Source organism: Streptomyces gilvosporeus, assembly GCF_002082195.1.
GTDB classification, from domain to species: domain Bacteria; phylum Actinomycetota; class Actinomycetes; order Streptomycetales; family Streptomycetaceae; genus Streptomyces; species Streptomyces gilvosporeus.
The window spans coordinates 7,725,653-7,738,062 of the sequence record NZ_CP020569.1; the positions used below are offsets into that span (position 1 = coordinate 7,725,653).

Annotated in this window: 12 protein-coding genes; 4 read left to right on the forward strand and 8 right to left on the reverse strand. The window is 71.1% G+C overall.

Annotation, left to right across the window (positions count from 1 at the left end; translation table 11 throughout):
- Nucleotides 1-9: 9 nt before the first annotated feature.
- The 4 genes from B1H19_RS34150 to B1H19_RS34165 all read right to left on the reverse strand — a co-directional run bounded on the left by B1H19_RS34150 (nucleotide 10) and on the right by B1H19_RS34165 (nucleotide 3,508).
- Complete coding sequence (locus B1H19_RS34150; protein WP_083108759.1) at nucleotides 10-333, reverse strand: hypothetical protein; 324 nt, start codon at nucleotides 331-333, stop codon at nucleotides 10-12.
- 412 nt (nucleotides 334-745) lie between these two features.
- Nucleotides 746-1,591 (reverse strand): DeoR/GlpR family DNA-binding transcription regulator, encoded by an 846-nt coding sequence (locus B1H19_RS34155; protein ID WP_083108760.1) that lies wholly within the window; start codon nucleotides 1,589-1,591, stop codon nucleotides 746-748.
- Nucleotides 1,592-1,664: 73 nt separating this feature from the next.
- Nucleotides 1,665-2,546: a class II fructose-bisphosphate aldolase gene (locus tag B1H19_RS34160; protein WP_083108761.1), complete on the reverse strand. Its 882-nt coding sequence runs from the start codon at nucleotides 2,544-2,546 to the stop codon at nucleotides 1,665-1,667.
- 56 nt (nucleotides 2,547-2,602) lie between these two features.
- Nucleotides 2,603-3,508 (reverse strand): SIS domain-containing protein, encoded by a 906-nt coding sequence (locus tag B1H19_RS34165; protein WP_083108762.1) that lies wholly within the window; start codon nucleotides 3,506-3,508, stop codon nucleotides 2,603-2,605.
- 325 nt (nucleotides 3,509-3,833) lie between these two features.
- Here B1H19_RS34165 and B1H19_RS34170 point away from each other — a divergent pair, with 325 nt between their 5' ends.
- A complete protein-coding gene (locus B1H19_RS34170) occupies nucleotides 3,834-5,279 on the forward strand; it encodes a sugar porter family MFS transporter (protein WP_083108763.1) in 1,446 nt (481 codons plus the stop codon).
- 91 nt (nucleotides 5,280-5,370) lie between these two features.
- On the opposite strand, the gene B1H19_RS34175 is transcribed toward B1H19_RS34170, so the two are convergent.
- Nucleotides 5,371-5,670 (reverse strand): YciI family protein, encoded by a 300-nt coding sequence (locus tag B1H19_RS34175; protein ID WP_083108764.1) that lies wholly within the window; start codon nucleotides 5,668-5,670, stop codon nucleotides 5,371-5,373.
- Nucleotides 5,671-5,696: 26 nt separating this feature from the next.
- Nucleotides 5,697-7,121: an amidase gene (locus B1H19_RS34180; protein WP_083110039.1), complete on the reverse strand. Its 1,425-nt coding sequence runs from the start codon at nucleotides 7,119-7,121 to the stop codon at nucleotides 5,697-5,699.
- Between the two features lie 93 nt (nucleotides 7,122-7,214).
- Between B1H19_RS34180 and B1H19_RS34185 the strand changes: the two genes are divergently transcribed.
- On the forward strand, nucleotides 7,215-7,937 hold the full coding sequence (locus B1H19_RS34185) for an endonuclease V (protein ID WP_083110040.1): 723 nt from the start codon (nucleotides 7,215-7,217) through the stop codon (nucleotides 7,935-7,937).
- An 18-nt stretch (nucleotides 7,938-7,955) separates the two neighbouring features.
- Here the strand turns inward: B1H19_RS34185 and B1H19_RS34190 are convergent, their stop codons facing one another.
- The gene (locus tag B1H19_RS34190) at nucleotides 7,956-9,143 is read right to left on the reverse strand and encodes a saccharopine dehydrogenase family protein (protein ID WP_083108765.1); all 1,188 of its coding nucleotides are present in this window, start codon (nucleotides 9,141-9,143) and stop codon (nucleotides 7,956-7,958) included.
- Between the two features lie 297 nt (nucleotides 9,144-9,440).
- Between B1H19_RS34190 and B1H19_RS34195 the strand changes: the two genes are divergently transcribed.
- Nucleotides 9,441-10,862 carry a sialate:H+ symport family MFS transporter gene (locus B1H19_RS34195; RefSeq protein WP_237289937.1) on the forward strand — a complete coding sequence of 474 codons (1,422 nt, stop codon included), beginning with the start codon at nucleotides 9,441-9,443 and terminating at the stop codon, nucleotides 10,860-10,862.
- A gap of 43 nt (nucleotides 10,863-10,905) precedes the next feature.
- Here B1H19_RS34195 and B1H19_RS34200 read toward each other — a convergent pair whose 3' ends face one another.
- Nucleotides 10,906-11,655, reverse strand: a complete 750-nt coding sequence (locus B1H19_RS34200; protein WP_083108767.1) for an MgtC/SapB family protein — start codon at nucleotides 11,653-11,655, stop codon at nucleotides 10,906-10,908.
- Between the two features lie 153 nt (nucleotides 11,656-11,808).
- Here B1H19_RS34200 and B1H19_RS34205 point away from each other — a divergent pair, with 153 nt between their 5' ends.
- A complete protein-coding gene (locus B1H19_RS34205; RefSeq protein WP_083108768.1) occupies nucleotides 11,809-12,189 on the forward strand; it encodes an MmcQ/YjbR family DNA-binding protein in 381 nt (126 codons plus the stop codon).
- The last annotated feature ends 221 nt before the right edge of the window (nucleotides 12,190-12,410 follow it).

Here is a 12,410-nt window from a genome sequence, read left to right on the forward strand (position 1 = left end):
GCGGCAGCCTCAGTGGCTCTCCGTCGAGCAGGACGTGTTCTTGACGAACAGTGCCTTCGGGCCCTGCGTCGTCCCGTAACGGACGTCCTTGGTCTGCCCCTTCAGCAGCCGGCCGTGCGGGTCCTTCGCATGCGGGATGACGATGATGTAGCAGGAGGTGCGCTGGCCGCACAGATTCGTCAGCCGCAGATAGCGGTACTCGCCCTTGGTGAAGTTCTTCCGCACCATCACGCACTGCGGCCCGTGGTCGGCCGCCGCCGCTTCACCGGCCGTGAACGCCAGCGAGGCGCCGCATGCCGCCGCCGTCAGTGCTATGGCGATGATCTTCCGCACGGTCTCTCCCCCGTTGTCCCCTCGGAAACTTCTGCGAACGCCCGCGGCGCGGGATCCCTGACCGGCCGGATCCCTGCGATGCCGGGCCGAGCGTTCGCACGTTCATTCCCCATTGTCCATGCCGACCGGAGAAAGTCAGCCGTGGGTGGCGCACCGCGGCACAAGCGCGACGGTTTCGGAACCGGACCGGGGCCGTTTTCCGGGAACCGGAGCGGAGCCGGCCGCTGCGCCCAGGGCCTCCGAGCGGCTACGAGTGCGGCCGGTCGCCGCTTCCCCGGCTCGCCGCGCCCAGCTCGCCCTGATCATCCGGCCGCTCTGTCACGGAACCATTTATTGGCACGGCATGCCAATAAAGCGCATGTTCGCGTGGTGGCGCCTGGTGTGGCCTGCCGTGACGGGGTGCGGCGTGGCGTCACCCCTCGCGTCCGGCAGCCGGTCCGGCAGTCGATCCGGATTCCGTGTCGCCCGACGGGCGGGCCGTGACCACCCTCAGCCCGCGGTCCGTGAACTCGCGACGCATTGCCTCCTTCGCACCGCTGTCCGTGATGAAGACGTCGAAGACATCGGCGTCACCGACCCTCGCGAAGCAGCGTTCGCCGATCTTCGACGAGTCCGCGACGACCACGGCCCGCCGCGCACGCTCCGCCATCAGACGGTTCACCCGCGCCTCCGCCTCGTCGTGCACCGTGGCCCCCATCATCGGGTCCACACCGTTGGCTCCGATGAACGCGATGTCGATCGAGATCTGCTGGAGCACCAACTCGCTGAACGGGCCGACCAGTTCGTACGACCGCGAATGCGCCACCCCGCCCGTGAGCACGATCTTGATCTGGGGCCGCACCGCCAGCTCGTTGGCGATATTGAGCGAGTTGGTGACGATCGTCAGATGCGGCTGCGGACCCGCCTCGGCGAAATCCGGCCGGGTGGCGAGCACCCGGGCGATCGCCGTGGTCGTGGTGCCACCGCTCAGCCCGACCACATCCCCCCGTTCGACCATCTTCGCCGCGGCCTGTGCCACCGCGTCCTTCTCCACGGACCGATGGCCGTGCTTGTACCGGATCGGCAGGTCGTACGCGACCGAGCTGAGCACCGCCCCGCCGCGCGTGCGGGTCAGCAACTGCTGCTCGGCGAGGGCGTCCATGTCGCGCCGCATCGTGGCGGCCGAGACCTCCAGTGCGGTCGCCGCCTCCTCGACATCCACCCGGCCCCGGTCACCGAGCAGCTCCAGCAGTGCGTTCATCCGTTCATGGCGCTTCATGACGCGAGCCTATTTCGTATCCTCCCCCCCCCCGTGAGCCCGGCCGGACCAGGCACCCTCGTCCAGCTGCGACCTACCCCGGCGCCGGTGCCTGGGCAGCGTGCCGCTCGGGGACCGCCGCCGGAGTGCTCAGGAGCTCCAGCAGCCTCGCCGCCTCCTGGGCCACCGCCTCCCGGGCCGGCTTGACGTACTTGCGGGAGTCGACGAGTGAGGTGTCCGCGCCGAGTGTCTGCCGTACGGACCGGGTGAAGACGGACACCAGGTGTGTGGAGATATTGATCTTCGTCATTCCTGCGGCGATGGCACGGCGGAGCTCGTCGTCCGGTACGCCCGAGGAGCCGTGCAGCACCAGAGGCACCGGCAGCGCCGCCCGCAGCGCGGCGATCAGGTCCTTGTCCAGTACGGCCGTGCGCTCGCGCATGGCGTGCGAGGAGCCGACGGCGACCGCGAGCGCGTCCACACCCGTGGCCCGGACGAAGGAGAGGGCTTCGTGCGGTTGGGTACGTGCACCCGGTGCGTGGACGCCGTCCTTGCCGCCCACTTCGCCGAGTTCTGCCTCGACATAGACACCGCGCCGATGACACCAGTCGGTGAGCTCGGCGGTGGTGGAGACGTTCTCCTCGTAGGGGAGCGCCGAGGCGTCCACCATCACCGAGCCCGCTCCGGCGGCGACGCCCTGGTGGACCAGTTCCGGATCGGTGAGGTGGTCGAGATGGACCGCGATGGGGGCGGTGGAGCTCTCGGCCAGGGCGAGACAGGCGCGGGTGATGGGCAGCAGACGGCCGTGGTAGCGGATGCAGTTCTCGCTGATCTGGAGGATCAGCGGGGTGTTGGTGCGCTCGGCGGCGGTGACGAGCGCCTCGGCGGTCTCCAGATGAATGACATTGAACGCCGCGGCACCGGCCTGCGCCGCCTGCGCGGCGTCGACGATGGATGAGGTCGGAACGAGGGGCATGGGACGCTGACTCCCTTGCGGACTAGGTGAGTTGATCTCTCAGGGGGGCGGGGCTGCTACGAGGCGGCCGCCGCGTCGAGCATCACGGAGCGGGTGAGGCTGCGCGGGTTGTCCGGGTCCAGTCCGCGGGCCCGCGCCCGAGCCAGGGCCACCCGCTGCACCAGCACCAGATCGGCCAGCGGATCGCGCACATGGCGAACGAACCGGGCGCCGGTGCGCGCCACATCGTCCTCCAGCCCCTCCGGGGCGGGCCCGAACAGCCAGGTCACCCGGCCGGGCGCGGCTATGGCGATCGGGCCGTGGCGGTACTCCATCGCAGGGTAGGACTCCGTCCAACTCTGGGACGCCTCCCGCATCTTGAGGGCCGCCTCGTTGGCCAGACCGAACGTCCAGCCCGTGCCGAGGAAGGAGAACTGCTCGGCGTCCACCCACTCCTGCTCCACCGGCGCGGTCAGCGCCTCCTGTGCGTCGCTCACCGCTCGGGAGACGTCCTCTCCCAGGTGCGCGCGCAGCAGCGTCAGCGCCGTCGTCGCGAACCGCGTCTGGACCACGGACTTCTCATCGGCGAACGGCAGCGCGAGCGTCTCGTCGGAGAGCTCCACCGCCGGCGTCTCGGGATCGCCGAGAATCGTCACCGTCGGGATCCGGCCCTTGACCGCGTCGAGGACGCGCAACACCTCCGTCGTGGTGCCGGAGCGGGTGATCGCCACGACCGCGTCATAGGCGCGGTCGGCGCCGAGGAACGCCTCCGAGGCGGCGAACGGGTCCGTCACCCCCTGACCCGCCCCCTCGCGCAGTGCCGCGTACGACTGCGCCATGAACCACGAGGTGCCGCATCCGACGACGGCCACCCGTTCTCCCGCTTTGGGCAGCGGTCCTCCCGCCGCCCCGATCCGCGCCGCCTCCCGCCAGGTCTCCGGCTGACTGTTCAGCTCCTGCGCCATGTACGAGGTCTCGCCCACCGCACACCCTCCCGTGATCCAGATTTTTTCGCTGCATAATTTTGCAACTTTCGGCTGCGTTGCAATCGACTGTACGCATGTTCGTCCCGCTGACCAATCCCTCGAAAGAGTGGGTGCGGCAGGGGTGTGGCGAGGGGGCCGGATGAGTGAGGGGAGTCGTTGTGTAAAAAATGTCCCGAATAAGGCTATTTGGGTGGCTCCGGAAGGCACTGGATGCGGCGCGTGTACCGGCGGCTCACAACTGTTGACAACTGCGTGAATGGCGCCGAATACTCGCAAGATCAGTCATGCAGCAAAGGCAGCTCCGCCGCACAAAGGACCCTCCATGTCCAATGCCACGCTCCCCGAGACGCCCCAGCCGCCGTCGCCCAAGGCCGCGCGCCGCACCGGCAGACTGTTCGCGCTCACCGGCGCCGTGGTCGGCGTCATCTACGGCTACGACACCGGCAGCATCTCGGGCGCCCTGGTCTTCCTCAGCAGGGACTTCCATCTCACCGAGGCGGAAAAGGGCCTGGTCAACAGCGTGTTGGTGTTCGGGTCCATCGTCGGTGCGCTGATCGGCGGCAAGCTCGCCGATGCCCTGGGCCGCAAGGCCGCGATGCTGATCGTCGCCGGCTCGTACGCCGTCTTCGTCGCGCTCTCCGCCTGCGCTCCCAACGTCGTCGTGCTCGATGTGGTGCGCTTTCTGCTCGGGGTCGCCATCGGCATCTCGATCGTGGCCGCCCCGCTCTATATCGCGGAATCGACGCCTGCGCGCATCCGCGGCGCATCCGTCGCCGCGTACCAGGTGGCCACCGTCGCCGGCATCGTTCTGACCTACTTCGTGAACTGGGGGCTGTCCGGCGGCGGCCACTGGCGCTGGATGCTCGGCCTGTCCGCGATCCCCGCGGCACTGGTCATGGTCCCGCTGCTCCGGCTGCCGGACACCCCGCGCTGGTATGTGCTCAAGGGCCGCACGCAGCGGGCCGTCGAGGTCATGGCGACGACCGACCCGGAGGTCGACGCGCAGGCGGAGGTGGCCGCGGTGAGCGCCGCGCTCGCCCAGGAGAGCGGCGGCTCGGCGTCCTCGCTGCTGCGCACGCCGTACGCCCGCGCCACGTTGTTCGTCATCGGCCTCGGCTTCTTCTGCCAGATCACCGGCATCAACGCCGTGACGTACTACAGCCCGCAGATCTTCGAGGAGATGGGCTTCACCGGCAACGGCCAGAACTTCCTTCTGCCGTCCTTCGTGGAGCTCGCCTCACTGGCCGCGACCGTGCTGGCCCTTCTCATCATCGACCGGCTCGGCCGCCGGGTGGTGCTGCTCTCCGGTATCGGCACGATGGTCACCATGCTCGCCGTACTGACCGTCGTCTTCGCCATGGGCGAGCTGCACGGCGCCGCGACCTGGGTGGGCTTCGGCGCCATCCTGCTCTTCACCGCCGCCTTCAACTTCGGCTTCGGATCGCTGATCTGGGTCTATGCGAGCGAGGCGTTCCCCGCCCAGCTGCGCTCCACCGGGGCGTCGGTGATGCTCACCGCCGACCTGGTGGCGAATCTTCTGATCGCCCAGTTCTTCCCGTCCCTGATGGCCTGGGCGGGCGCGGCCTGGACGTTCGCCGGCCTCGGTGCGCTCGCGTTCTGCGCCCTGCTCTTCGCCTCCGCGATGGCGCCGGAGACCAAGGGGCGCCAACTGGAGGAGATCCAGGGTTATTGGCAGAACGGGGGCCGCTGGCCCGAGGAGGCCCCGGCCCCGGTTCCGGCCGGCCCCGCACCGGAGGCCGTCCTCTAGCGGACGCCGGCCGCCCCGCCCGGGACCGGCGCGGCCGCCCGAACGGCGCACGCCGGGCCCGGGGCGAGGCGGTGCGGAGGATGGCGGCCTATCAGGACGGCAGCTGCTCCCGGTACTCCTCCAGGGCGGGGGCGGTCGTGGTCGCCACGAATTCGGTGATCCGGTAGGTGCACACATCGGCGACCGAGAACGGGTCCTCCGTCACCAGGTGCTCGACGGCCGCACGGTCCATTCCGGTGGCGATGATCACGCCTCCGTCGCGGGGGACCTTGCGGCCGGCGGCGATGAAGTGCCCGGCGGCGTACTGCGCCTTCAGCCAGGTCACATGGTCCTCCAGGGCGGCGTCGACGCGCTCCATGGGGGCGGTGTAGGTCAGCTCCAATACGAACATGCCCGCAATATAGACAACGCCACAGGTCAGGCCGTCGGCGGAGTCGGGTGGCGCCGTCCGTGCCGGGTGGCGCCTTCGAAGGCGTGGCCGGCCTGGAGGACGGCGAGGTCGGCGCGCGGCGGGCCGATCAGCTGGATCCCCACGGGAAGGCCGCCGGGAGTGAAACCGGCCGGAACGGAGAGCGCGGGTACCCCCAGGACGGAGATGAGGTAGCAGGAGCGCATCCAGTCCAGATAGCTCTCGGTGGGCCGCCCCGCGACCGCCTCCGGGTACTCCTGTTCCGCATCGAAGGGCGCCACCTGGCTCACCGGGGCCAGGAGCAGGTCGTAACGGGAGAAGAAGTCCACCGTGCTCAGGTGCAGCCGGCTGCGGGCGGCGGTCGCCGCGTGGAGGTCGTCCGTGGTCAGCCTGCGGCCCTGTGCGATGTTCGCCGCCAGGCTGGGTTTGAGGGCCTGTCCGGCGGAGTCGAGCAGAGCGCCGAGGGCCAGGTCGAAGGCGTGGGCCCGCAGCGTCCGAAAGGTTTCGTCGGCGCCCGTGAGGTCGGGGCAGGCGAGGTCCAGGTGGCAGCCGAGACCGGTGAACACCGGCAACTGGGCTTCGAGAACGGCCAGCACCTCGGGGTCGGCGGGTGCGTGTCCGCCCAGGTCGGGGGCCCAGGCGAGGCGCAGCCCGCGCAGATCGCGGTCGAGCGGGGCGCGGAAGGCGTCGCCGGGCGTCTCCAGGCTGGTGGGGCAGCGCGGGTCGGGACCGGCCATCGCCGACAGGGCAAGGGCGGTGTCCGCGACGGTCCGGCCCATCGGCCCGGGGACCGCAAGCGTGTCCCAGAGGTCGACGGCCGGGTACGCGGGGACGCGGCCGGGCGTGGGCCGCAGCCCCACCACATTGCAGAACGACGCGGGATTGCGCAGGGAGCCGCCCATATCGCTGCCGTCGGCCAGGGGCAGCAGCCCGGTCGCGAGCGCGGCGGCGGCGCCTCCGCTGCTGCCGCCCGCCGAGCGGGTGGTGTCGTACGGGTTGCGGGTGGTGCCGAAGACCGGGTTGAAGGTGTGCGAACCCGCCGCGAATTCGGGCACGTTGGTCTTGCCGAGGCGGATCGCACCGGCTTGCCGCAGTCGGTCGACGAGCAGTTCGTCCTGGTCGGGCACGTGGTTGCGGAAGAGCGGCGAACCGTAGGTCGTGCGCATGCCACGGGTGAGGTGGGTGTCCTTGAACGCGATCGGCAGACCGTGCAGAGGCGGGATGTCGCCCTCCCCATGGGCCAGTCGCTCGTCGGCGCGGGCGGCCTCGGCCAGGGCGCCTTCGGGGTCGAGGGTGACGACGGCGTTGACGGCCGGGTTGACCTGCTCGATCCGGTCCAGATGGGCCCGTACGACCTCCCTTGCGGAGAGGTCGCGGCGGCGCAGCCGGGCCGCGAGATCGGTGGCGTCCAGATAGTGCAGCGCGTCGGTCATGACGGTCCTCGGGGACGGCAGGGGCGGGGCGGTGGCCACCGGGGCGACGGCGGCCGGATGACCGATCAGGGGTTCGGTAGCGTGGCGTTCACCATGGACACTCACCCCACCTTCTCGTGTGCCGACGAACTGCGGCATTGGCCGACGGACGAAACGCGGGCACGCGCCGTCCAGGACCGGCTGCGGACCTGTGTGCGGCTCGATGAATCCGGCCCGCCGCCGGGGTTCGCGGGCACCGTCGTCGGGGTGGATGTGGCCTACGACGACGCGCGGAACGTGGTTGCCGCGGCGGCCGTCGCCCTCGACGCCCAAACGCTCGCCGTCGTCGACGAGGCCACCGCCGTCGGAGAGGTCTCCTTCCCGTACGTCCCCGGACTGCTCGCCTTCCGGGAGATACCCACCGTGCTCGACGCCCTCACCCGCCTCACCCGTACCCCGGATCTGGTGGTCTGCGACGGCTACGGGCTGGCGCACCCGCGGCGTTTCGGCCTGGCCAGCCATCTGGGGGTGCTGACCGGACTGCCGACCATCGGGGTCGCCAAGAATCCCTTCACCTTCCGCTACGAGCCGCCCGGTCCCGAGCGCGGCGCCACCTCGCCGCTGCTGGACCGGGACGGTGTCGAGGGCGTGGACGAGGAGGTGGGACGTGCGCTGCGTACCCAGAAGGGCGTCAAGCCGGTGTTCGTCTCCGTGGGGCACCGGGTCGGTCTCGACCAGGCATGCGCGCACACGCTGCATCTGGCGGCCGCGTACCGACTGCCGGAGACCACCCGGGCCGCCGATTCCCTCTGCCGGAGGGCGCTGGCGCGCGCCTGACCCCCTGGCCACCGGACGTCAGCCCCGGACCACCCGGAAGGTGATGCCCGCCTTCTGGAGACGGGCCGTCAGCGCGTCCCCCATGGCGACCGCCGTCGTCACCTGGCCGGCGGTCTCCGGCAGATCGTCAAAGGCGAGGCAGAGCGCCGATTCGGCGAGCATCTTCGCCGTCTCGTCATAGCCCGGATCTCCGCCCGACACCTCGGTGACCAGCCGCTTGCCGCCGCCGGACGCCACGAAGCGCACCGCGAACCAGCTCTTTTCGCGCCGCTCGGCGCTCGGCCCCTCGCCCGGTTCGACGCGCCCGGCCAGCCAGCGCCGCGCCGGCGGCACCTGGGCCAGCGCGGCCAGCGCGCCCGCCCCCAGGACGCCGCCCACCGCGACCGGCAGATGCCGCACCCCCGCGTAGTGGCGGTAGCGGAAATCCGGCCCGTAGCGCTCCAGAGCGGCCGCCGAGCGGGCGATCACCTGCGGGTCCACGGTCGGCAGCGGCATGCCCCACACGCGCGTCTCGGGGCTCCTGACGGGCAGGCCGAGCGGCGCCCGGACCGTCCGGCCGGCGGGGCGGGGCTCCGCCCTCCTGCGCTCGCGGGCGGCCTGCGCCATCGCCAGCGGACGCGAGAGGACCGTCAGCACGGAGGAGAGCGTGCCGCCGGAGAAGGCGGCGCCGGCACGGACGAAGCCGTCGATGCGCAGCGGTACGCCCTCGGGGAGCAGGCCGACGGTGTAGTGCACCCCCAGGTCGTGCGGTACGCAGTCGAAGCCGCAGGAGTGCACCAGGCGGGCCCCGGAGGCGCGGGCCGTCTCATGGTGGCGCAGATACATCCGGTCGATGAATTCGGGCTCACCGGTCAGGTCCACGTAGTCCGTCCCGGCCGCGGCGCAGGCGGCGACGAGCGGTTCGCCGTGGAGCAGATACGGACCGACGGTCGTGGCCAGGACGCGGGTGCCGACGGCGAGGGCGCGCAGCGAGGCGGCGTCGCCGCTGTCGGCGTGCAGCAGCGGCAGGGCGGCGCAGGCCGGGTCGATGCCCGCCAGGCGGTCGCGCAGCCGCTCCAGTTTGGCGGTGTTGCGCCCGGCCAGCGCCCAGCGCAAGCCGGTGGGGGCGTGCCGGGCCAGATACTCGGCGGTCAGCGTCCCGGCGAACCCGGTGGCGCCGTAGAGGACCAGATCATGGGCCCTTCCGGAGGTGTCCTGCCGTGGCATCGCGCATCCTCTCGATCTGAGGTCCGGACCGTAAGCATGTCGGCGACGCCCCGTCAATGAACCTCTTCGGCCCTGTCATTGACGGCCGGGCGAGGAGTTCTCCCGGCGGCGCGTGGTCTTGACACGGCGTCGGCACGTGCTCAGATTCGGGGAGGTGCAACAGCAGGAGGAGGCAGGACTGCTGTGACGACGCGGCCACCGAAACGTCCCGGGACTCCCGGCCGTCCCAAACCCTCCGGCGCTCCCGACGGCGCGCCGCCCTGGTACCGGGAGCCGACCGCGCGCCAGTGGAAGGCGCTGTTCGCCGCCTGGATCGGCTATCTCCTGGACGGCTTCGACTTCGTCCTGATCACCCTCGTCCTGACCGAGATCGCCGACGAGTTCCACCTCGGCACGGCCACCGCCGCCTCGCTCGTCTCCGGGGCCTTCATCACCCGGTGGCTGGGCGGCGCCGTCCTGGGCGCGATGGGCGACCGCTACGGCCGCAGAACCGCCATGATCACCAGCATCCTGCTCTATTCGCTGGGCACCTTCGCCTGCGGATTCGCCTGGGGCTACACCAGCCTGTTCATCGCGCGACTGGTGATCGGCCTGGGGATGGCGGGGGAGTACAGCGCCAGCGTGACGTATGTGCTGGAGAGCTGGCCCGCCAGGCTGCGCAATCGCGCCTCCGGATTCCTGATCTCCGGTTACGCGGGCGGCAGCATCCTCGCCGCCGAGCTCTACGGATGGGTGGTGCCGCACTGGGGATGGCGCTGGATGTTCTGGATCGGTGTGCTGCCCGTCCTGGTGGCGCTGTGGGTGCGCAGATCGCTGCCGGAGGCCGCCGACTGGCAGGCCGAGATCGGCTCGGCCGCCGTCGGACCGCGGCCGGAACGCCCGAATCCGTTCCGTCCGCTGTTCACCGGCCGGCTGCGCTCCTGGTGCAACGCCGCCCTGACGGTGGCCGCCTCGGGCGCATTGTTCTGCGTCTTCACGCCCGTGGGGGAGGGGTACGTCCCCTGGCTGTCGGTGCTCGCGGCGCTGTGCCTGATCGCGTTCGCGGCGCAGCTCGGCGGCCGTAGGGGCTGGCTGCGCCATATCGCCCTGATGGTCACGGTGTTCTGCGCCTTCCTGTACAGCTGGCCGATCCAGGCGCTGTTGCCGACCTATCTGAAGACCGACCTCCACTACGCGCCCGCGCAGGTCACCGACGTGATGTTCGCCGCGGGCTTCGGCACCATGGCGGGCTGCTGGCTGGCCGGTTTCGTCGGGGACCGGCTGGGGACCCGGCGGGCCTATGCCGCCACCCTGCTGGCGTCCCTCGCCCTGGTCTTCCCGGTGTTCGCGGTCCAGCGCAGCCTGGTGGGGCTGGGGGTGCTGCTCTTCGGGCTGCTGGCGCTGAGTCAGGGGATCTCCGGCATTCTGCCGAAGTACATCGCCGGCCATTTCCCGACCGCGACCCGCGCCGCCTCGCTCGGCTTCGTCTACAACGTAGGGGCACTCGGCGGGGCCGTGGCCCCTGTCCTGGGGGCGCGGCTCGCGGAGGGGATGCCCCTGGGGCGGGCCCTGGCGGTGCTCACCTTCGGGCTCACGTTCCTGGTCATCGTGCTGGTGGGAGGGGACGTGCCCCGGCGGCTGGCCCGTCTGGTCGACCGCGAGGCGCCCGAGGACCATCTGGTGCCCGAGGCCGGCGGATCCGGGCCGCTGCCCGAGGAGGCGTCATCCGGTCCGCTGTGAGCGGGGTCCGGTCCTGTGGTGCGTACGGCCGGGCGGGGGCGGGTCATTCCGTGCTGTCGTCCTGGCGTCCCAGTGCCACCCCGCGTACGCCGTCCAGCTCGGTCAGCGCCTCGACCAGGGGGTACGCCGTGCCGGTGCCCTCCAGGCGGAGCAGTACCTCGGCGGCCGTCCGCGCGTCGTCGGCGCCGGTCGGGCCGGTCTCCACCCTGACGTCGGTGACCCGGAAGCCGCTGCCGGTGCAGTTCTCCAATATCGCTCCCAGCAGCCCGTGTTGGGGACGGTAGGTCAGCCGCAGCTCCACCTGGGCGAACGACGGCGCCGGTCCGATGCGGTCCGAGACGACCGTGAGGCCGCGGACGATGAGGAAGTGCACCGCCGTCGCGCCGATCGCCAGCAGGGGCAGTCCGCCGCCGCAGGCCATGCCGATGGCGCAGGTCAGCCAGATGGTGGCGGCCGTGGTCAGGCCGCGGACCGCATCCTTCTTGACGAAGATCAGCCCGCCGCCGATGAAGCCGATGCCCGAGACGACCTGTGCGGCGACCCGGGAGGGGTCCAGCGCCACACCGTCGTGGCCGAGCAGCGCGCCGAAGCCGTGGATCGATACCTCCATGAACAGCGCGCTGCCCACGCCGACCAGCGTGTGGGTCCGCAGCCCTGCGCTTTTCTGCCGGGACTCGCGCTCCAGGCCGATGAGCGAGGACAGCAGCAGGGCCAGCGCCAGCTCGGTGAACTGACGCGGCCCCTGTCCGTTGTGGAAGTCGAACAGTGCGGCGGCGAGTTGCGGGGAGGACATGGGTGCATTGTCCCTCCGTCGGCCCTGCGACCGGCGCTCCGCGGGCCGTTGTCAGTGGTCGCGGTTAGCGTGGAAGGCGATCGGGCGGCGTGCGGGGAAAACGCCGCGGACGGCACCGTGCGGTGCGGGAGGGGGACGGACGTGGAGGAGCACATGGCGAAGGCGGCGGGGCCGGCGGCGGTGCGGGCGCGGGTGCGGACGTTCGCGCTGGGGCTGCCGGGCGCGGTGGAGGAGTTCCCGTGGGGCGAGAGCGTCATCAAGGTCAACAAAAAGGTCTTCGTGTTTCTCGGCGTCGAGGACGGCAGCCATCCGCCGGGTATCACCCTGAAGCTCACGGAGCCCGAGGCGCATGCCCATGCGCTGACCGCGCCCGGCGCCGAGCCCGCGGGCTACGGCCTGGGCAAGGCCGGCTGGGTGCGGATCCCGCTGGGGGAGAAGGCCGCCCCGGCCGCCGAGCTGCTGTGTGACTGGACGGAGGAGTCCTATCGCGTCATAGCCCCCCAGAAGCTCATCGCCGAGCTCGACGGGGGATAGCGGCGCAGCGGAGGCAGGCGCGCAAAGGCCCGTGACGGCGAGGGCGGTGGGACCTCGTCGGCGCGGGCCTTTTGCGTGGTCGGCCGGTGGCCGGCAGCCGGTAGGCAGGGGTGTCACGAGCGCGCGGAAAGTGCTCATGGGGGGCTTGTGGAAAGTGGAACACGTTCTTAACATCACGAGTGTTACATCAGAAGTGTCACAGTGGTTTCCGGCGTGCGGCG